At 69.7% G+C, this 18,964-nt stretch carries 14 protein-coding genes; 6 read left to right on the top strand and 8 right to left on the bottom strand.

What is annotated here, in order from left to right; genetic code table 11:
- Positions 1 to 15: 15 nt before the first annotated feature.
- The 8 genes from OG627_RS07870 to eccE form a co-directional block, all read right to left on the bottom strand.
- A complete protein-coding gene (locus tag OG627_RS07870) occupies positions 16 to 1,002 on the bottom strand; it encodes an ABC transporter ATP-binding protein (protein WP_329062807.1) in 987 nt (328 codons plus the stop codon).
- Positions 999 to 1,973: an ABC transporter permease gene (locus OG627_RS07865; RefSeq protein ID WP_329062804.1), complete on the bottom strand. Its 975-nt coding sequence runs from the start codon at positions 1,971 to 1,973 to the stop codon at positions 999 to 1,001. The genes OG627_RS07870 and OG627_RS07865 overlap by 4 nt, the downstream gene beginning before the upstream one ends.
- Complete coding sequence (locus tag OG627_RS07860) at positions 1,970 to 3,046, bottom strand: ABC transporter permease (RefSeq protein WP_329062802.1); 1,077 nt, start codon at positions 3,044 to 3,046, stop codon at positions 1,970 to 1,972. The genes OG627_RS07865 and OG627_RS07860 overlap by 4 nt, the downstream gene beginning before the upstream one ends.
- A gap of 3 nt (positions 3,047 to 3,049) precedes the next feature.
- Positions 3,050 to 4,939 (bottom strand): ABC transporter substrate-binding protein, encoded by a 1,890-nt coding sequence (locus tag OG627_RS07855; RefSeq protein ID WP_329062800.1) that lies wholly within the window; start codon positions 4,937 to 4,939, stop codon positions 3,050 to 3,052.
- Between the two features lie 196 nt (positions 4,940 to 5,135).
- Positions 5,136 to 8,414, bottom strand: a complete 3,279-nt coding sequence (locus tag OG627_RS07850) for an SCO5717 family growth-regulating ATPase (RefSeq protein ID WP_329062798.1) — start codon at positions 8,412 to 8,414, stop codon at positions 5,136 to 5,138.
- 474 nt (positions 8,415 to 8,888) lie between these two features.
- The gene (locus OG627_RS07845) at positions 8,889 to 9,122 is read right to left on the bottom strand and encodes a DUF397 domain-containing protein (protein WP_329062796.1); all 234 of its coding nucleotides are present in this window, start codon (positions 9,120 to 9,122) and stop codon (positions 8,889 to 8,891) included.
- A 242-nt stretch (positions 9,123 to 9,364) separates the two neighbouring features.
- Positions 9,365 to 10,075 carry a hypothetical protein gene (locus OG627_RS07840; RefSeq protein ID WP_329062794.1) on the bottom strand — a complete coding sequence of 237 codons (711 nt, stop codon included), beginning with the start codon at positions 10,073 to 10,075 and terminating at the stop codon, positions 9,365 to 9,367.
- On the bottom strand, positions 10,072 to 11,415 hold the full coding sequence (gene eccE, locus OG627_RS07835; RefSeq protein WP_329062792.1) for a type VII secretion protein EccE: 1,344 nt from the start codon (positions 11,413 to 11,415) through the stop codon (positions 10,072 to 10,074). Before eccE ends, OG627_RS07840 begins: the two co-directional genes overlap by 4 nt.
- Positions 11,416 to 11,597: 182 nt before the next feature.
- Between eccE and eccB the strand changes: the two genes are divergently transcribed.
- From eccB to OG627_RS07805, 6 genes are all read left to right on the top strand, one after another.
- Positions 11,598 to 13,136, top strand: a complete 1,539-nt coding sequence (gene eccB, locus OG627_RS07830; RefSeq protein ID WP_329062790.1) for a type VII secretion protein EccB — start codon at positions 11,598 to 11,600, stop codon at positions 13,134 to 13,136.
- 13 nt (positions 13,137 to 13,149) lie between these two features.
- Positions 13,150 to 14,442, top strand: a complete 1,293-nt coding sequence (gene mycP, locus OG627_RS07825; protein WP_329062788.1) for a type VII secretion-associated serine protease mycosin — start codon at positions 13,150 to 13,152, stop codon at positions 14,440 to 14,442.
- Between the two features lie 204 nt (positions 14,443 to 14,646).
- Complete coding sequence (locus OG627_RS07820) at positions 14,647 to 15,099, top strand: hypothetical protein (RefSeq protein ID WP_329062786.1); 453 nt, start codon at positions 14,647 to 14,649, stop codon at positions 15,097 to 15,099.
- 1,641 nt (positions 15,100 to 16,740) lie between these two features.
- A complete protein-coding gene (locus OG627_RS07815) occupies positions 16,741 to 18,000 on the top strand; it encodes a S8 family serine peptidase (protein WP_329062784.1) in 1,260 nt (419 codons plus the stop codon).
- A 129-nt stretch (positions 18,001 to 18,129) separates the two neighbouring features.
- A complete protein-coding gene (locus tag OG627_RS07810; RefSeq protein WP_329062782.1) occupies positions 18,130 to 18,489 on the top strand; it encodes a WXG100 family type VII secretion target in 360 nt (119 codons plus the stop codon).
- An 84-nt stretch (positions 18,490 to 18,573) separates the two neighbouring features.
- On the top strand, positions 18,574 to 18,870 hold the full coding sequence (locus OG627_RS07805; RefSeq protein ID WP_329062780.1) for a WXG100 family type VII secretion target: 297 nt from the start codon (positions 18,574 to 18,576) through the stop codon (positions 18,868 to 18,870).
- Positions 18,871 to 18,964: the final 94 nt, after the last annotated feature.

Here is an 18,964-nt window from a genome sequence, read left to right as displayed (position 1 = left end):
CCTGGGACGGGGCGGTCACGACAGCGGCTCCGCCGGGACCGGGGCGTCGATCCGGACGCAGGCCGCCCGTCGGCCGGGGGCCGCGTCCCGCAGCGCCTGGTCCTGCTCGGCGCAGAGGTCCAGGGCTACCGGGCAGCGCGGATGGAACGTACAGCCGCCCGGCAGCGCCGAGGGGTCCGGCGGGTCGCCCGGCAGCCCGCGCGGGGCGCGGCGCGAGGCCGGGTCGCCGATGCGCGGAAAGGCGGCGGAGAGCGCCTTGCCGTACGGGTGCAGCGCCGCGCCGTACACCTCGCGCGCCGGGCCCTCCTCCACGACGCGGCCCGCGTACATCACGGCGAGCCGGTCGCAGGTGTCCGCGAGTACGGCCAGATCGTGGCTGATCATGAGCAGGCTGATGTTCTGGTCGGCGACGAGCTGCTCGATCAGCCGCAGGATCTGCGCCTGGATCATCACGTCGAGCGCGGTGGTCGGCTCGTCCGCGACGATCAGCCGGGGATCGCAGGCGAGCGCCATGGCGATCATCACGCGCTGGCGCTGGCCGCCGGAGAGTTCGTGCGGGTAGGCGTCGACGCGGTTGGCCGACAGGCCGACCTGCTCCAGCAGCTCGGCGGCGCGCCGGCGGGCGGCGGCCGGGGTGGTGCGCCGGTGCAGCAGCACGGGCTCGGCGATCTGGTCCCCGATGCGGTGGACGGCGTTGAGCGAGTGCATCGCGCCCTGGAAGACGATCGACGCGCCCGCCCACCGTACGGCGCGCAGCCGGCCCCATTTCATGGTGAGGATGTCCTCGCCGTCGAGCAGGATCTCCCCGGACAGGGTGGCCGAGGGCGGCAGCAGCCGCAGCAGGGCGAGCGCCAGCGTGGACTTGCCGCAGCCGGACTCTCCCGCGATGCCCAGCTTGCTGCCCGGCTCCAGGGTCAGGTCGAGGCCCCGTACGGCGGGGACGGCCGAGGAGCCGGAGCCGTAGGTCACCCGCAGGTCCCTGATCTCCAGCAGCGTGCTCATCGGGACACCCCCAGCTTCGGATTGAGCACGGACTCGATGGCCCGGCCGCAGAGGGTGAAGGCGAGCGCGACGAACGCGATGGCGATCCCGGGCGGTGCCAGATACCACCAGTGCCCGGAGGAGACCGCGCCTGCCTCGCGCGCGTCCTGGAGCATGCCGCCCCACGAGATGATGATCGGATCGCCGAGTCCGAGGAAGGCGAGGGTCGCCTCCGTCAGGATCGCGGCGGAGATCCCGAGTGTCGTCTGCGCGAGCACCAGCGGCATCACATTGGGCAGCACATGGCGCGTCATGATGTGCCGGTGTCCGCCGCCCAGGGCCCGCGCGCGTTCGATGTAGGGGCGGGACTCGACGGCGATGGTCTGGGCCCGTACGAGCCGTGCGGTGGTCGGCCAGCTGGTGACGCCGATCGCCAGGATCACCGTCCAGATCGACCGGGACATCACCGTGGCCAGCACGATGGCCAGGACGAGCGTCGGCATCACCAGGAACCAGTCGGTGACGCGCATGATCACGGTCGCGAACCAGCCGCCGTAGTGCCCGGCGACGATGCCGACCAGCGTACCGATGGCCACTGACAGCGCGGCCGCCAGCAGCCCGACGGTCAGCGAGACCCGCGAGCCCCAGATCAGCAGGGAGAGCAGCGAGCGCCCGAACTGGTCCGTGCCGAGGGGGAACCGCGCGCTCGGTGCCTCCAGGGCCGTGCCCGGCGCGTTGGTCACACTGCGCACGTCACTGCCGACGAGCAGCGGTGCGAACAGGGCGATCAGCGCGATGAGGGAGAGCCCGGCGAGACCGAAGAGGCCGCCGCGATGGGTGCGGTAGCGCTGCCAGAAGCGGACGACCGAGGCGCGGCGGCGGGCGCGGGCGAGCGCGGCCGCCGAGCGCGGGGGCGGCGCGGCCGGGAGGGGCGCCGGGACGGCGGGCGTCCGCGGCGTCGGCGGCGTCGGTGGCGTTTTCTCCAGTGTCATCGGCCCACCCGGGGATCGAGCAGCGGATAGAGCAGGTCGGCGAGGAGGTTCGCCAGGATCATGGCACCGGCGAAGACCACGAAGAGCCCCTGGACGAGCGGCAGATCGGGCACGCTCAGCGCCTGGTAGAACAGCCCGCCGAGGCCCGGCCAGGAGAAGACCGTCTCGACCAGGATCGAACCGGCGGCCACATGGCCCAGATTGATGAAGACCATGGTGACCGTGGGCAGCATCGCGTTGGGCACCGCGTGCCTGCGGCGTACGAGGTCGTCCCGCAGCCCCTTCGCCCGGGCCGTCGTCAGATAGTCGCCGCCCATCTCGTCCAGCAGCGAGGACCGCATGACGAGCAGCGTCTGCGCGTAGCCGACCGCGACCAGGGTGGTCACCGGCAGCACCATGTGGTGCGCCACGTCCACGACGTACGCGAAGCCGGTCGTGTCGCCCGACTCCATCCCGCCGGTGGGGAACATGCCGGGGATCGGGCCGATGCCCACCGAGAAGAAGATGATCAGCAGCAGACCGAGCCAGAAGGCGGGCACCGACCACAGCGTGAGCGCCACGCCGGTGCTGAGCCGGTCGCCGAGGCTGCCGTTGCGCCACGCTGAGCGCGTACCGAGCCAGAGCCCGAGCGCCGAGTAGATCACCACGGCGGCGCCCGTGAGCAGCAGCGTCGCGGGCAGCTTCTCGGTGATCAGCTCGCCGACCGGCGCGTGGAACTGGTACGAGGTGCCCAGGTCCCCGCTCAGCGCCTTGGCGCAGTAGTCGGTGAACTGCTGCCACAGCGGCAGATCGAGGCCGAACTGCCTGCGCAGCGTGGCCATCTGCGCCGCGGACGTCGGAACGCCGTGGGTCATCGCCTTGACCGGGTCGCCGGGGATGATCCGGAAGAGGAAGAAGCTGGTGACGAGGACGGCGAACAGCGAGACGGCGGCGCCGCCCAGCTTGCCCGCCACATAGAGCGGATAGGCGGACCTGGTGCCGGAGGCGGCGCGGGCGGGCCGGCCCGGTGGCCCGGTCTCCACCGGGCCACCGGCCGCGTCCCGCACCACCCCGGGGGTGCTCGCGCCGCTCATGCGCTATTCACGGTCTTCCGCGGTGGAACGGCGGCGCCTCATGACGAGGCCACCGGCGACGGCCGCGACCACCACGACGGCCCCCACCCCGATCAGCACACCGGTCGAGGAGGAGCCGCCCGAACCGCCCCCGGCGTCGGCGGCGGGCGTCGCCGACCACCAGCTCCAGTAGCCGTCCTGGCCCCAGATGTTCCCGGCCGCCTCCGGCATCGTCGTGATCGACTTGATCTGGTCGGTGCGGTACGCCTCGACCGCGTTCGGATACGCCATGACGTTCATGTACCCGGTGTCGTACAGCCGCGACTCCATCTGCTTGACCAGATCCGCCCGCTTGGCGGTGTCGTACTCCGCCGTCTGCCGCGTATAGAGGTCGTCGAACCGCTTGTCGCAGATGAAGTTGTCGGTGGCTCCGCTGTCCTTGGGGGTGGCGGGGAGTGAGTAGCACGTATGAATGAAGAGGGCGTTGTCGGGATCCGGGCTGACGGACCAGCCGTCGAAGGCCAGGTCGTAGTCTCCCGCCAGCCAGGGGTCGGAGACGTTGTCGAGGCACTCGACCTTCAGCCCGATGCCGAGCGCGCCCCACCACTCCTGGAGGTACTTGCCGATCGCCTTGTCGTTCGGGTCGGTGGCGTGGCACAGGATCCGGAAGTCGAGCGGCTTGCCGTCCTTGCCGACCCGCTTGCCCGCCCCGTTCTTCCGGTAGCCGGCCTTGTCGAGCGTCCGGACCGCCGCCGCCGGGTCGTACGCGATCCGCCGGTCGTCGGAGGGCTGCCAGAAGTACGGTGCGAAGCGCGGCGGGATGTACCCCTGGCCCTCGACCGCGTACCCCTGGAACACCTTGTCGATGACCGTCCCGCGGTCCACGGCCTGGAAGAGCGCCTTGCGCACCGCCGGGTCCCGCAGCGCCGCGTCCCCGTTGCCGAACTTCGTCCCGTCCTTCGACCGCGCGCCGGGGTTGGTGGCGAGTGCGTAGAAGCGCCGCCCCGGGGCGTTGTTCACCTTGATGTCCTTGGCGCTCTTCAGCGCCGCGGCCTGGGCCGGGGTCAGGTTGGAGACGAAGGACACCTCGCCCTTCTGCAGCGCCGCGACAGCCGCGTCCCCGTCTTTGTAGTACTTGAAGACCAGCTCGTCGAACTTGGGCGCGCCGCGCCAGAAGTCCTTGTTGGGCTTGAGCTTGACGTACTGGTCGACCTTGTAGTCCGTGATGACGAACGGACCGTTGCCGACGATCGGGAACGTCTTGTCGTTGTTGAACTTGGAGAAGTCACCGACCTTCTCCCAGATGTGCTTCGGCACGATCGGCACGTCGAGCGCCGTCATCGTGGCCTGCGGCTTCTTCAGCTTGATGACCAGCGTGGTCGGGTCGGGCGCGGTGACCTCGTCGAAGTTGGCGGTGAAGCTGCCGTTGGCGGTGGCGGCGTTCGGGTCCGTCATCATCTTGTTGAACGTCCAGGCGGCGTCCTCGGACGTGGCCTTCCGGCCGTCGGACCACTTCGAGTCCCCGCGGATGGTGAACGTCCACGTCAGCTTGTCGGCCGACGGCTTCCACGCGGTGGCGAAGCCGGGGACGGTGTGCGCGTCCCCGGGGTCGTAGTTCGTCAGGTACTCGTATGCCAGCCGGTGGATGCTGGTGCTGGTCAGCCGCTGCGCGAGGAAGGGGCTGAGCGAGTCGACGCTCTGACTGACCGCGACAGTGAGAACCTTCTTGCCGTCGGCGGCCCGGGCCTCCTGCGGCGCCGGGAGCAGCGGGCCGAGCGGGAGCACGGATCCGGCCACCAGCGCGGCGGAAGCGGCACCCGAGATCAGGAGCTGACGGAGACGGATGCGCGGACGGCGGCGGGAGCGGGGCCGGACGGACTGTCGCGCGGTGTGCGGGGGAACTCTTTCGACCATGGGACGGTGACCTCGTGTTATCACTCGCACGGAGAAGCCGGGTTGCTGCTGGTTCGCCAACTGGTGAAGCGAAGGTTTATCAGCGCTTGTCCGGTCAGTCAACGGTCGCTCAAACCCCGTGTGGTCTGCGGTAATGCGCCGAGGGGCCGCACCGTGGAGACGGTGCGGCCCCTCATTGGTCTCGACCTCTGAAGCGCTACTGCTGAGGCGCTGGCGGTGCGGGTGGGGTCTGCTGCGGAGGCCATTCACCCGGCGGGACGGCACCCGGCGCGCCCGGCTGATTCTGCTGGCCCGGCTGTCCCTGCGCGGGACCGGCCGGGTAGGGCGGCTGGTGCGGCTGGGGCTGGCCCTGGCCCTGGGCGGGCTGCTGGGGCTGTGGCTGCTGCGTGTGTTGCGGCTGGCCGGGCGGCGGCGACTGCTGCCACCCCTGCTGCGCGGCCGCCCCCGGCTGCGGACCGGCGTACTGCTGCTGTTGCGGCGGGTACGGGTAGGGCGGGCGCTGCTGCTGGGGGTGCTGCGGCGGCGGTTGCTGCTGGTACTGCTGGGGCGGGTAGGGGTAGGGCTGTCCCTGGGGCTGTCCCGGCACCGGCTGACCCGGGAACGGCTGCCCCTGCATCTGCTGGCCCTGGTAGCCGGGCATCGGCGGCGCGAGGTGCGGCGGCGGGTTGCCGTCCGCGGTCCACAGCCCCTGCGCCTGCTGGGCCCGTACGAAGTCCTCGGCGACCAGGGCGGAGAGGTGGAAGTACGCCTCGCGCGTCTTGGGCCGCATCATGTCGAGGTCCACCTCGGCGCCGGCCGCCAGATGTTCGTCGAAGGGCACCACGACCACGCCCCGGCAGCGGGTCTCGAAGTGCTGCACGATGTCGTCGACCTTGATCATCTTGCCCGTCTCGCGGACCCCGGAGATGACCGTCAGCGAGCGCTGCACCAGGTCGGCGTACCCGTGCGCGGACAGCCAGTCGAGCGTCGTGGAGGCGCTGCTCGCACCGTCCACCGAGGGCGTCGAGATGATGATCAGCTGATCGGCGAGGTCCAGCACCCCGCGCATCGCGCTGTAGAGCAGACCGGTGCCCGAGTCCGTGAGGATGATCGGATACTGCTTGCCCAGCACATCGATGGCACGCCGGTAGTCCTCGTCGTTGAACGAGGTCGAGACGGCCGGGTCCACGTCGTTGGCGATGATCTCCAGCCCGGAGGACGCCTGCGAGGTGAACCGCCGGATGTCCATATAGCTGTGCAGGTGCGGGATCGCCTGGACCAGGTCCCGGATGGTCGCCCCGGTCTCCCGCCGTACGCGGCGGCCGAGCGTACCGGCGTCCGGGTTGGCGTCGATCGCCAGGATCTTGTCCTGCCGCTCGGTCGCCAGGGTGGAGCCGAGCGCGGTGGTCGTCGTGGTCTTGCCGACCCCGCCCTTGAGGCTGATGACCGCGATCCGGTAGCAGGAGAGCACCGGGGTACGGATCAGATCGAGCTTGCGCTGCCGCTCGGCCTCCGCCGCCCTGCCGCCGATCCGGAAGCGCGACCCCCCTGACGTGGGACGGCTGCTCCTGGCCTTCGGCTTGTTGTTGCGCAGCAGCCGGTCCGAGGAAAGCTCCACGGCCGCCGTGTAGCCGAGCGGCGCACCCGGTACGGAGCGCTCCCGGTGGTCGTGCGCGACGGCCGACGGCCAGCCGGCGCCGGTGCGCGGATCCACCGGGCCGCCGCCGGGCCCGGGAGCGGGTTGCTGGTGGGGCTGGGGCTGATGGAACTGCTGAGCCTGGGGATACTGCGGAGCCTGCGGGGCGTCCGGACTCCGCGGCCCCGGCTGCGGGGGAACGTGCGGCGCCCCGGCGGCCGGGGGTACGGGGGCAGCGGGGACGGGGGCAGCGGGGACGGGAGGCTGCGCGCCCGGCTGCCCCTGCTGCGGGAAGCCGTAACCGCCCAGGGGGGCGGCCGGATGCGGAGCGGGGGCCGCGTACGGTCCCGGCTGACCCTGCTGGTGCGGGAAGCCGTAACCGGGAAGCGGGGCGGGGGTGTTGGGGCCGGGGGCCGGCTGCGGCTGCGCGGGCTGCTGCGGGGCGGGTGCGGGGGCCGATGCGGGGGCCGGGGGCTGCGGGGCGGCGGATTGCGGCGCGGCCGGTGGCTGCGCGGCGGGTCCTGGCGCTGCCGGTTGTCCCTGCTGCTGAGGGAAGCCGTAGCCGCTCTGCGCCGGGTGCGGGGGCCATACGTACGGGCTCGGGCCCGCGCCCTGCGGTGGCTGGACCTGGGGCTCGGCCTGCTGCTGCGAGGCGGGCCACTGCGGTGCGGAGGCGGGCGGGGCCGGCTGGAACGCGGGCGGCAGCGGCGGCAGCCCGGCGCTGTACGGCGCGGGCTGCTGCGGCGACCAGGGCTGCGCCGACGCGGCAGCCGGGGGAGCGTCCTGGGGTTCGGCGTCCGCGGCGTCGGCGGCGTCCGCGGACTCCTCGGCCGGTACCGCGTCGGCGGGTGCGGAGTCCGTGGGCGCGGCATCGGCGGGAACGGCGTCGTCGTGGTCCGAGGCGGCCGCCGCGTTGTCGACGTTGTCGGCCTCGGGCCGGCCCTCCTCCTCCCGTACGGCCACCGCTGTCGCCGGGACCTCGTCCGGGGCGGCCTGGTCGGAGTCCTCGGCGTGGTCGGCCTGGTCGGAGTCCGTGTCGGCGGTGGCGGCCCCGGGACCGTGCACGGCCTCGGCCTCGGACTCGGCCTGCGGGGCGTCCGAAGCCTCGGCCCGGTCCGTACCTTCGTGCTCGCCGTCGGCGTCGCCGTCGGCGTCGGCATTGGTGGAGCTCTCGGCGTCGGCGCGGCTGTCGGCGACGGCGGGTTCCGGCGTGGCGGCAGGGGGTTCGGTGGGTGCCGTGCTCTCCCCGGCTCCCACGGTCGCGGGGGCGTCCGCGTGCTCGGCCACTCCTTCGGGGGCGTCGGCCGCGGCGGGGCCCGTGTTTCCGGCGGCTGCCTTCGCCGCCCGCTCCTTCTCCGCGTCGCGCTCCGCGAACTCGCGCTTGAGCGCGGCCGGGGAGAACCGCATCGTCGCGCCGCTCTCCACATCGCTGCCGCCGTCACCGAACGGCCCCGGCGCTCCAGGAGCGGAGTCCGACGCGGCGTTGACGGGCGGAACACCTACGGGCGGAGCACCGACTGGAGGAACACCGACCGGCGGCGCCGGTGCGGCGGACGGCTCCGGACCCGGCTGCGGGGGCTGCGGCGGCCTGCCCTGAGCCCAGTTCGGGTCGTAGCCGGGCCCTGCGGGCAGCCCCGGCACGGCGACGGGCGTACCGTCCGGCGGCGGGGGCGAGTTGGCGGGCACGGTCGCGGCCGACGCGCCACCACCGGACGTGTCCCCCGGCGCGTTCTGCGTGTACCAGGCGGGCGGGGTGTAGTCGATGGTGAACTCACCCGTCATCTCGGGCTCCGCGTCGGACTGATCGTCCGTGGCCGGCCTGTTCCAGCCTCCCCGGATCTCGTCCCGATCGCCGTTCACTTTGCCTCCTGATGTGGTCGAGCACCCTTGTGCCGTGGTGGGTGGGGGCGACCGAATCCGTCCGTCCGGTCAGCCCGGCTCTTCCCCTTTGCGGCGCGGCCGACGTGCCCGCCGGTCCCGTACTTCCGCGCCCGCACCCACCCTAATCGCCGTCGGCGGCACCACGTCAGGGCGGACCGTCCGCGATGCGCCTCCGGCCGTGCCGTGACCGCCCGCAAGCGGGCCGTGAGCGGCTCCGTATGCGGGGCGAAGGAGTCGAATTCGTATATTCCGCTGCGGATTTCGGTCATAGGTCCGCCCAACGCACGCCACCCAACAATCCGGTCTCGGCCGGGTGACTGGTGCTGACGAACAGCCCGCCGCAGGGAGTACACCACGGGGCGACGCCGCCCGCGCGGCCGGACACCGTATGTTCACGCAGACGAAAGGGGCGCGCTCGTCACGAGCGCGCCCCTTTCCCGTCCGTCCGGTGGATCACTGCAAGTCGAACTCGCCGTCACGCGCGCCGAGTACGAACGCCCGCCACTCGGCCTCCGTGTAGCGCAGCACCGTGTCGTGGTCCAGCGAGGACCGCATGGCCACGGCGCCCTCGGGCAGATAGGCGATCTCGACCCGCTCCTCGTCCGCGCTGGTGCCGGGGGCACCGTGCCACTCGACACCAGAGATGTCGAGGGCGTACAGCTCGTCCTTCTCCTGTGCGCTCCCCATGGGTGAAGATTCCTTTCGTAACGGCCGAGATGAAGGTGGATTCTCCGCGACGGATACAGGGGAATGTCCGCTGGATGCCGGTCAAAGCCACTTCGGCATCCTAGGACAGCTCATTCCCCGCGATGGAACACTCCGGGAATGCGGCCCTCGGGCCGTGCCCAGGCTGTACTTCAGCCCATGCCTCGGCCCATGTCTCAGCCAGTGCCGCAGCCCAGGCCCCGGCCGGTGCCGCTGTCCGCGCCTCAGTCCATCCGGCGGGCGACGCCCAGCAGACCGGTCTCCGCGTCCGTGGGACTCGTCATCACCCAGTGCCGTTCCCGCCCGGTGCACCAGAGAGTCACTCCGTCCGCCAGCGTGGGCAGGGCGTCGCTCTCGGCCCGGGACAGCCCCAGAATGCGGCTGGTCTGCTCCGCCTCCTGCGGCGATATCCGCTGCACCCCCACCAGTGTGGAGTCCCGCATCAACCGCGGCGCCACCGGGCTCAGATACGGCAGCAGGGTCATCACGGACTGCCAGGGCGCGGACACCACACGACCGCGCGGCGGGCGCATGCCGCAGTCCCGGATCACCACCACCGGGCTGCCGACCGTGGCACCCATCGGAGGCACGCGTCCCACCTCGTGCAGGGTGATGCACTCCAGCCCCGCGCCCGCGGCCTGCGCCAGCATCGTCCACGCCTGGGGCCGCCCGGTCTCGACCGCCACCCGCGCACCCGTACCCGCCGCGCGCAGCGCCAGCACCTGGGCCGACCACAGGCCGCCGATGAGCAGTACGTCGTACGGAGTCGAGCGGTGGAAGCCGACCAACTGCTGACGGCCCTCAGCGTCGTCACCGAGCACCACACCGTCGTCGCCCACCGGCAGGGCCAGCGAGCCCAGATGGTCGACGGCCATGGTGTGTCCCGCGTAGCGCGGTCCGCGCAGCCCGCGTGCCGTGCCGATTCCGGCGGTCATCGCGCGCCTCCCAGGGGCAGTGTCGCCAGCACGCCGGGCAGCTGCTCGCGGTCCAGCCGTATCAGTCCGACCTTCGCCGTGCGGGCGGCGGCCTCCAACGTGCGGCGCACCCGCACCAGTTCCGTATCGCTGCCGCCGGTGATCCGCACATGGCCGGCGATGTCCATCGAACCCCGGTGCGCGCCTGGGCGCAGCGTCACACTGAAGGTCGTGGCGTACGCCGGGGCCGAGGTGAGCAGCGAGACCAGCCGGGGGAGCGGAGTGGCGGCGCGCCCCAACTCCGGCCAGCGGCCCACCGCGTACGTGGTGTGCCAGCGGTCGTCGCACCGCCAGACCCGGGTCGTCTCCGCCGTACGCGCGCGCGTGGTGGCCTCCGGCCGGCTCGCCCGCGTGGACACGGCGGGGCTGGCGCACGCCGAGGTCGTCATGGTCGAGTTCAGCTCCTGCTGGTCCAGCACCACGGCCCGGAACCCGGCTCCGGTGATCCGGCTCGCCACATGGTCCGCCACCCGCACCAGACAGCGCTGGGCGCCCTCGATGCCGCCACCGCGCGCCTCGACCGCCTCCCGGCACAGCTCGGGATCCAGCTTCACCGCCACCCAGGTGAGCCGCAGCGCGGGCGCGCCCGTCGCCTCCTGGAGCGGCGCGTACGAGAGGCGGGCCACCGACTGCTCCGGCAGATGCGGCGCGGGCGCGGAACGCACCTGCTGCACCAACTGCACGGACTCCAGAGCGATGTCGTCGACCCGCAGCGAGGCGCCCAGCAGCGACAGCGGCAGCGAACGCGCCCCGGACACCGGGCGCAGCCCGTCACCGCTGGCCTCGACCCGCACCACAGCGGTCAGAAAGCTTCCGTCGCCGAGCATCCCCACCGTGCGCCGGTCCCGGTCGACATAGGTGAACGGGCGCAGGCCCGGCACGCTCTCCACGACCGGTGCCAGCGACGGATCCACGTCCGCCGCTGCCGGCTCGACGGCCCGCCTGCGCGCACGCAGGGCGAGCGCCGAGGACATCCAGTCCTGCATCGCGTGGCCCCGGCGCCGCACCACCGCGAGCAGCACGAGCACGCACGCGACGACCAGCGTCGGTACGAGCCAGAGCCCGCCGAGAGCAACGCCGATCAGCGCCAGCGCGAGCGCCGCCTCGACCAGGACCAACTGCCGCAACTGGAAGGGGCCCACCCGGCCGGTCGTCGACAGGGGCCGTAGCGAGGTCTTCGCGGGAGCCGCGGCCGGAACACCGCCGGAACCCGCCGCCGGTACGTTGCTACGTCGCTTCCGGGAAGCGCCGGGGACCCGCGCCGTACTCCGCTGATCGCGCTCGCGCGTCGCCGTACTCATCGCCGCCTTGCCCCCCTCGTGCCGTAATTACCAAGTTCGCATGGGTGTTGACGGGGCGTTCACCCTACCTGAGCAGTGCGTCGCAAGCCCCAGCATGCATAGTAGGGGGCCGGTACGACAGCGGGCCCTCTCGGTGAGTGTGGCAACCTTGTCGGCCCACGGGGAGAGGGAACAGCGGACAGATGGCATCACGACGGGACGAACTCAACGCGTACACCTTCGCGAAGCGAAGGCTGATCGCGCAGTTCGTACAACCGAACGCGACCGGCTCCGAAGAGGGAGCGCCCCGGCCGTTGCGCGCGGTGCTGCCCGGCGCGATCGTCGGTGTGGTGATCCTCGCGGGCTTCGGCGCCTGGGGGATGTTCAAGCCGGTGGCGCCCAAGGACTGGGACAAGCCCAGCGAGAACGTCATCATCGCCAGCAAGTCCACCACGCGCTACGTGGTGCTGAGGACGGACGGCAAGACGCAGCTCCACCCCGTCCTGAACATGGCCTCGGCCAAGCTTCTCCTCGGCGGCGCCAACAGCAAGGTCGTCAACGTCAGCGAGTCCGTCCTGGACAACGGCAAGATCCCGCACGGCGCCACCATCGGCATCCCCTACGCGCCCGACCGGCTGCCCGACGCCAAGGAAGCGGCCGCCACCAAGCGCTGGGCGGTCTGCGAGCGGCCCGTCGAGGGCGGCGGCGCCATCCAGAAGGCCGCGTTCGTCCTCGCCGAACGCGACCAGGCCAAGACCGACGGCGCCGACCGGCTGCGCGGCGGCGAGCTGATGTACGTCGAGGGCCCGGCCCCCGAACGCACCCGCTACATCGTGGACGCGGGCGGCAAGGCGTACGAGGTGGCGAAGGACGAGCTGCTGCTGCGCCAGCTGGTGGGCCAGGGCCGAAAGCCCCAGCGCGTCTCCGCCGCCTGGCTGGAGACGCTGCACAAGGGCGACCCCATCAGTTTCCCGACGATCGAGGGAATCCCGGGCGACGACGCCGGTGCCCCCGGCGAGCTTGCCCCCGAGCTGAACAAGGTCGGCATGATCCTCGCCGCCGCCGACGGAACCAAGAAGCAGATCTACGTCGTCCTGCCCGGCCGGATCGCCCCCGTATCGGACTTCACCGCGAAGCTGCTGCTCAGCAGTAAGGACCTGGACGTGAGCGAGCTCGGCCAGAACGGCGAGGCCAAGCCCGTGAACCCCAGCGCCATCCGGCCCGGCCGGGCGTTCGGCAGCGAGAACGACTGGCCGGCGAACGCCCCCAAGCACGTCAACTCGGCGAGCACCGAAGCGGGCAGCCGCAACACCGTCTGCAACGTCCTGCGGAAGGTGGACAGGGACAGCGGCGCCACCACTCTCAGCACCTGGGCGGGCACCGGCTTCCCCGCCACCCTGCCCACCGGATCGAGCAGCGCGTACGTCACCCCCGGATCCGGGCAGCTGTTCCGCCAGTTCAAGGGCGCCACGACCGGTTCGGGATTCGTCTTCCTGGTCACCGACACCGGACTGCGCTACGCCATGCAGGCCAACGGCGACACGGCGACGGACGACTCCGGCATCGGCGCCCCCGGTTCGGCCAAGGAGAAGGCGGCGCAGCGGCGGGAGGACCAGCAGGCCCAGAACCTGCTCGGTTACAAGGAGGTCACCCCGGCGCCCATTCCGGCCGCCTGGTCCTCGTTCCTGCCGACAGGACCGCGGCTGTCGACGGGCTCGGCCCGTCAGCCGCAGGGCTCGTGAGGGGCGCCGCCGTATGACACCCACCTCTCGCCGCCTCCGCCTCCACGGCCGTCTTCCGCGTCTGTTGACCTCCGTGGCGGCCACCACCGCGGCCACCGCCGTGACGTTCGTCGGTCTGCCGGTGTCCCAGGCGGCGGCCGACTCGTCCACGCAGTGCACGTACCCCTCGAAGAAGTACGAGGGCCGTCCCTGGTCGCTCCAGCGCGTCCTGCTGGACGAACTGCGCACCCAGTCCACCGGAAAGGGTGTACGGGTCGCGGTCATCGACACCGGCGTCGACATCAAGAACCCGCAGCTGACCAAGGCCGTCGATACCAAGAGCGGGCGCAACTTCCTGCCCAAGGACCTTGAGGACGACAACGGCGACAAGCTCGAACGCGGCAAGGAGAACGGCACCTCCGACACCGTCGGCCACGGCACCAAGGTCGCCGGCATCATCGCGGCCCGCCCCGCGAAGGGCACCGGCTTCGTCGGCCTCGCACCGGACGCCACGATCATCCCCATCCAGCAGAACGACGCGCAGGGACACGGCACCGTCGAGAAACTCGTCGAGGCCATCAACTACGCCGTCGACGCCGAAGCCGATGTCATCAACATCTCGCAGGACACCGAGAACGCCGTCGAACCCATCCCCGCACTGAAGCAGGCGGTGGACACCGCCCTGGCCGCGGGTGTCGTGATCGTCGCCTCGGCGGGCAACGACGGCCTGGGCGGCAACGTCAAGAAGACCTACCCGGCCTCCTACGACGGCGTGCTCGCCGTGGCCGCCTCCGACCGCAACAACGAGCGCGCGGTCTTCTCCCAGTCCGGCGAGTTCGTCGGCATCGCCGCGCCCGGCGTCGACATGGTCACCACCGTGCCGCTGGGCGGCCACTGCGCCGACAACGGCACCAGCTTCGCCGCCCCTTACGTCGCGGGCGTCGCCGCCCTGATCAAGGCCAAGCACGGCGACTGGACGCAGAAGCAGATCGTCGCCCAGATGCAACAGACCGCAGAACGCTCCGTCGCGGGCCACGACCGCCTCGTCGGCTGGGGCGTCATCGACCCCGTACGCGCCCTCACCGAGGACGACAAGCCGATCGAACAGCCGGTGGCCCACGAGGGCCTGACCGAAGCCGAGGCGCCCACCCCGGCAAAGGTCCACCTCGGCGAATCCCCCCAGGAACGCACCGCCCGCCTCGCCACCTACGCCGTCGTGGGCGGCGGAGTCCTCGTGGCGGCCATAGCGGGCGCCGCGACAGCCCTCCGGGACGCGCGCCGGCGGACACGGCGACTGGCCGGGACGGACGAGCGGCTGAGGGCGTGACAAAGCCGGAGGGGAGATCGAGCGGATATGCCCGGCACGGATGGCAACCGCATAGGTTCCCACAGATCGGCATGTCCCCAAGTGCCTTGACCGATAAGACTTTGGGGGCTGTCAGTACCAGTGGATAGAGTGACATGTATGTGACCAGTGATGTGCATGTCGTCACGGTCACGATGCATAGGCGGTAAACGGGGAGGTACGGGGATGGCGGATCCGGGATCAGGCAACGGGAGCGGCGCCGGCAACGGCGATCTCAAGCTTCAGATCGCGGCGCTGAAGAAGTTCCGATCACATGTGGATGTACTGCTGAGCGAGCTGGAGGGCGGCGCCGCCGGCAACGCGAAGGTGGCGGCCCAGACAATCTCCCGCTCCTCCCTCAGCGGACGAAACGCCCCTTTCGCGGAGGCGGACGGCCTCTACTCGCAGTACAACCGCGTCCACGAGGCGCTCGTGTCCCTGTCCAGGACGCTCGGTGACCAGATCGAAGTCCTGAGCATCGGCGTACACGCGGCGGCGGTCGGCTTCAACAACGTTGAGGAAGACGTGCGGCGGCGGTATGCGGAGATCCGGACGCGTATCGATCAGGAACACGAGAAGTCGGAGCGCCGCGGTACCAGCGATACGGCCGGTGGAACGTTTGACCCGGGGGTGCAGTGATGAGCGGTGGAGGAAAGCCCGCGTTGAGTGACGACGAAGCTCGCGTTCAGATTCAGATGAGTCAGACCGAGATCTCCCGGATCTCGGCGTCGATGGTTCCCGGGAGTGGTGGGGGAGCGGGACCGTTCGGGAGCACGAGCTTCGAGGGGCGTGAGCTGAACTCGATGATCGACCTGGTCGACAGCGCGAATCATGCGGACCTGGAGAACGCGGGTAATGCGCTCTGGAAGGCACGGGACGCACTGAAGGAGGCCGCGCGCGAGCTGAAGGGCTACATCGACGAGGTGGAGTGGCAGGGCGACTCGGGTGCTGCCTTCAAGGTCTTCGGGACGAATCTCGCGAAGCACGCGGTAAGTCTCGCCGATTTCGCTGATGTGGCGGGAACTCAGATCACGGTCGCCGGTACGGGGTTGGCATCGGTGCGCAGTTCGATGCCGGCGCGCGACGGTCGGTTGATCAGGAAGAAAGTCGAGGACATTCCGCTTCCTGGCCGTATCGAGGGGAACGCGGACTACGCCGCAGCGGTGAAGGTTGAGAAGGACCGTCAGGAAGCCATCAACCAGATGTACCGGCTGGCGTCGTTCTACGCGGTCTCGGAGGAGAGGCTCGCGGCGCAGGAACCGCCGCAGTTCGATGGAGCGCTCAAGGCGAACGTGCCGCCGCCCACAACGGACCGTGAATTGATTCCGGGGTCGCAAACCGTGCCGTCAGGCGCGCACTTGTCGGGTGGCGCCGCTCCGCAAAGCGTTGCGTACCGGACGAGTGACATTGGTACTCAGGTACGTTCTGAAGGCTTCGAATCGACGCCAGGGCCTGATCGCAGCGTGACCGTCAGCGCAGCAGACGGTGGGACGGGGCGAGTCTCCGCGAGTGATTCCGCAATCCTCCCGGACCGTGATGCGTCGTTGGAGATCAACAGTGTTTCGGCCCCTGCCGTGCCACGTGAGAGCTCCGCACCTGCACCGGTCGGTTCTGGTGGGCCGACAAGCCCCGGAAGTGGATCCGGATTCACACCGTCCTATGTCAGTAACGGGGTAAGCCCATTCCAGAGTGGTGCGCCGCGATCTGCGGGTTCATCTGGTGTGCCGAGGGCGGTTGGACGGTCCGGGGGGCCGGGGAGCGGGGCCGCGGCGGCTGGGAGCTCTGCTTCAGGGCGTCCGGGAGCAGGGGGATCGGTGGGGCCGCGTGGAGGACGCGCGGAGGGCGTCGTGGGTGGTAACCCACGCGCTGCCGGGGGTTCCTCTGGTTCTCGTGTTCCTCGGGGGACCGTCGTTGGCGGAGAAGGTGTTTCTCCGGGCCGCTCTACCGGGGGGAGAACCGGCCAGCCGGGAGTTGTCGGCGCGAATCCTGCAAAGGGATCGGCTCGCGCCGGCGGCCGCGGTGCGGCCAGTTCGAATGGCGTGGTCGGTACGCCTCGTGGCGGTACTAACGGTACGAGGCCGCGTGGCGGCGGATTCACGCAGGGCGGCGCAGGTCTTGTTCGAGGTCCGGGCCGAAGCGGTTCTGAAAAAGATGAGCAGGAGCCCACGGCGTCTTCGCGTCCCGATTACTTGACTGAGGACGAAGAGACGTGGACGGGGCGACGGCGTGGTGCCGTGCCGCCAGTAGTCGAGTAAGTACAGGGAAGGTACGGAAGCCGGGATGACGGCGGAAGCGAGGCAGGACGTGAAGACCAAGGGGCCTCACGTGGTGCGGCGGAGGGTGCTCGGCACGTTGGCTGTGGTCGGGGCCTGGAGTGTGCTCGTCGCAGGCACGGCTCCGGCCGCCATGGCTGCGGGCGATGTGCGCTCGAAGCAGTGGTACCTGGATGTGATGCGCGCTGAGGAGATGTGGGAGGTCACCACAGGCGAGGGCATCAAGGTCGCTGTCATTGACACCGGCGTCAACCCGTCCACCCCTTCGCTGAAGGGGCAGGTCCTGAAGGGGCTGGATGCCACAGGTATCGGAAAGGAAACGGACGACTACAAGGGCCACGGGACAACAATGGCCGAGTTGATCGCCGGCACAGGAAAGGGTGGCGGTCTACAGGGACTTGCCCCTGGCGTGAAGATCATTCCCATGCGAATCTCCAATACCGAATTCCAAAATAATAATCCGGTCAATGGGACAGATGCCGTGGACGCTATCCGTGCTGCGGCTGACAGTGATGCGCAGATCATCAGCATGTCGTTCGGTAGCGAATACTCATCTACGGATGAGCGAGCAGCAGTGAAATATGCTGAGAGCAAAGGAAAGCTCTTTTTCGCCAGTGCTGGCAATAATGCCAAAGAGGGCAATAAGAAAGAATATCCGGCCGCTTATCCCCACGTCATCGGAGTCGCTTCCGCAGACAAAAAGGGTAATGTTGCTGATTATTCCCGGTATGGTGGCAGCGTCGATATTGCCTCGCCTGGAAACGATATCCCGCGTTGGTGCAACGAAAAATTCCAGAGCTACTGCTATGGCGATGGTGGCACCAGCGCCGCCACCGCCATCGCCTCTGCCTCCGCCGCTCTCCTCTGGTCCGCTCATCGTGATTGGACAGCGAATCAGGTACTCCGTGTGCTCTTCGACACGGCCAGCCGTACCTGGAAGGAAAGCGAGCGCAGTAGCTACCTCGGCAACGGCCTGATCCGTCCGGGTGTCAATATCCTGCACGGCAAGGGTGATCCAGGTGACCCCGACATCAACCCGCTGACCGATGAGAAGACCCCCGACCTCTCGGGCTCGCCCACTCCCTCTCCTGCCTCGTCAGCTTCCGCCAAGGCCCCGGACGACAAGTCCGGTGACAAAGCGGTTGTCGCCGGCAGTGCCGAGAAGGCCGATGACAGCAATACAGGCCTGATCATCGGTGGCGTAGCAGTTGTGGCGGTCCTGGCGGCAGGCACGCTCGCCGTCGTACGCAGGCGTCGTAGCGCCTGACCAAGCCGGATTCCCGAGGCTTCGGATTCCCACGTACTTGGGGCTCCTCGGTATTCACCCGCCGTCGAGCCTCGCGAACAGCCCGGTGAGACACTCGCTCACCGATTCTCAAGAGAGGAATCTCATCTTATGGCAGTACAGAAGGTCAACGGAGTCAGCCTTGGCAAGCTGCAAAACGAACTGACGGAGAACTTCGAAAGCGTCAAGGGGCAGCTGAGGGCGCTTCAGGGGACCATCGACAGTCTGGAAGGTGCCTGGAAGGGCATCGGTGCCGGTGAGTTCAACAGGAAGCAGACCGCCATCAACGAAAGGATGGTGAGCCTCGGCAAGCAGCTGCTCAAGTACCAGGAAGCGATCGAGGCAGCTCGTACGATCAGCGGCAACACCGAAAAAGAGGTCGAGGCGGCCCTCCGCGGAATCGACGTGGTCGACGGATATTCCGGCGACGCGAACGCGGAGCGAAAGATGTCGAACCTCAACGGTTACTGATCGCTCAGGCTTGGCCGTATGCCGCGACCGAGCCGTACGCACACGCACGCACACACTCACCTAAAAGATTAGTGGGAGGAATCCATGTCCGACGATGGCACGATGATCGTCAAGTATTCGTCACTCGACGAAGCGGCCGGCTCGATCAGGACGCAGGCCGGTAAGCTCCAGAACAGCCTGGACGCCATCAAGGCCAAGATCGAATCGATCTCTCAGCTGTGGGAGGGCGAGGCGAGGGAGGCGTACAACGCGGGCCAGAAGCAGTGGAACGATGACGCCGCCGAAATCCAGAGGAATCTCACGGACATCGCGACGGCGGTGGAGCAGGCTGGCACCTCCTACCGCAGTGGCGACAAGAAGGCTGCCGCTAACTTCATGTGAGCCATGCGCGTTACGGACTCTTGACACCGGGGTGGGCACGCGCGGGAGGTGCCCACCCTTCCGTCTGGCCCTGATGAGCCGATGGCTTTGGAAG

Source organism: Streptomyces sp. NBC_01429 (assembly GCF_036231945.1).
GTDB lineage: Bacteria > Actinomycetota > Actinomycetes > Streptomycetales > Streptomycetaceae > Streptomyces.
This window is presented reverse-complemented; position numbering and strand designations above follow the sequence as displayed.